The sequence below is a fragment of the Halomonas sp. 3F2F genome (assembly GCF_014897805.1).
Lineage (GTDB): Bacteria > Pseudomonadota > Gammaproteobacteria > Pseudomonadales > Halomonadaceae > Vreelandella.
In genome coordinates, this window is record NZ_JABUZE010000118.1 from 1 (window position 1) to 813 (window position 813).

General features: G+C 41.6%; 1 protein-coding gene. It reads left to right on the top strand.

The features are described from left to right. Positions 1-50: 50 nt before the first annotated feature. Positions 51-776 carry a PIN domain-containing protein gene (locus tag INT21_RS12105; RefSeq protein WP_193085253.1) on the top strand — a complete coding sequence of 242 codons (726 nt, stop codon included), beginning with the start codon at positions 51-53 and terminating at the stop codon, positions 774-776. Positions 777-813 lie beyond the last annotated feature (37 nt).

The following is an 813-nucleotide window of genomic DNA, read 5'->3' on the forward strand; positions in this document are numbered from 1 at the left end:
CGAGGAAATCAGTGTGGGCAATTTCAGGGCGTGGCTGTAGGTGCTGATTTATGGGCGCTTACAAGAAAACTGCGCAACGACTGTCTCAAGAATTTAAGCAGGTCAAGGCTGTGGTAAATGAGTTTGCTGGTGAAAAGCAAGGAGCGACCATAGACGTTCTGAATGATATCAATGCAAGACTGCCCCTTTTAACCGAGGCAAATTACGCAACTATCCATAGAGTTGAAAGACTAATTGAATCGGCAGTGGTAACTCCAGTTAGTGAGCGTTCAAAAATCGCTGCCATTCAACGTGGACTAGAAAAAAGAGCGCCTTTTCATATAAACAAAAACTCTGTCGCAGATGCTGTTATCATTGAGCAGTTTTTTGAGTTTATGAGTAGCCTAAATCGTAGCTGTGATACTTGTATTTTTGTTACCCATAACCATAACGACTTTTCCTCGAAAGATCATCGAAAACCGCACTCGGATTTTGACGAGATATTTTCATTTTCTAATTCTTTATATTTCAATAATCTAACTCCAGCTATTGACCACATTGATCCTGATTTGCTTGCCGAAGTCGAGTTTGAACATGATTTTTCAGAAGAAACCAGAGGGTTGAGAGAAATATTAGACTCCATGGATGAGCTTGTCGATAAGGTCTGGTACAACCGTCATCAAAACCGTATATGGCTCATCGAAAACGGTGAAATTGAAATCGTTCCTGAAGGAACTGAGCGCTATGGCTCAGATGTAATTCATGATCATATCCTCCAAGGTGCTATTAAATCGTAAGCGTCCATTCCGCGACGTTCTGCCACCCCGCTAAAAT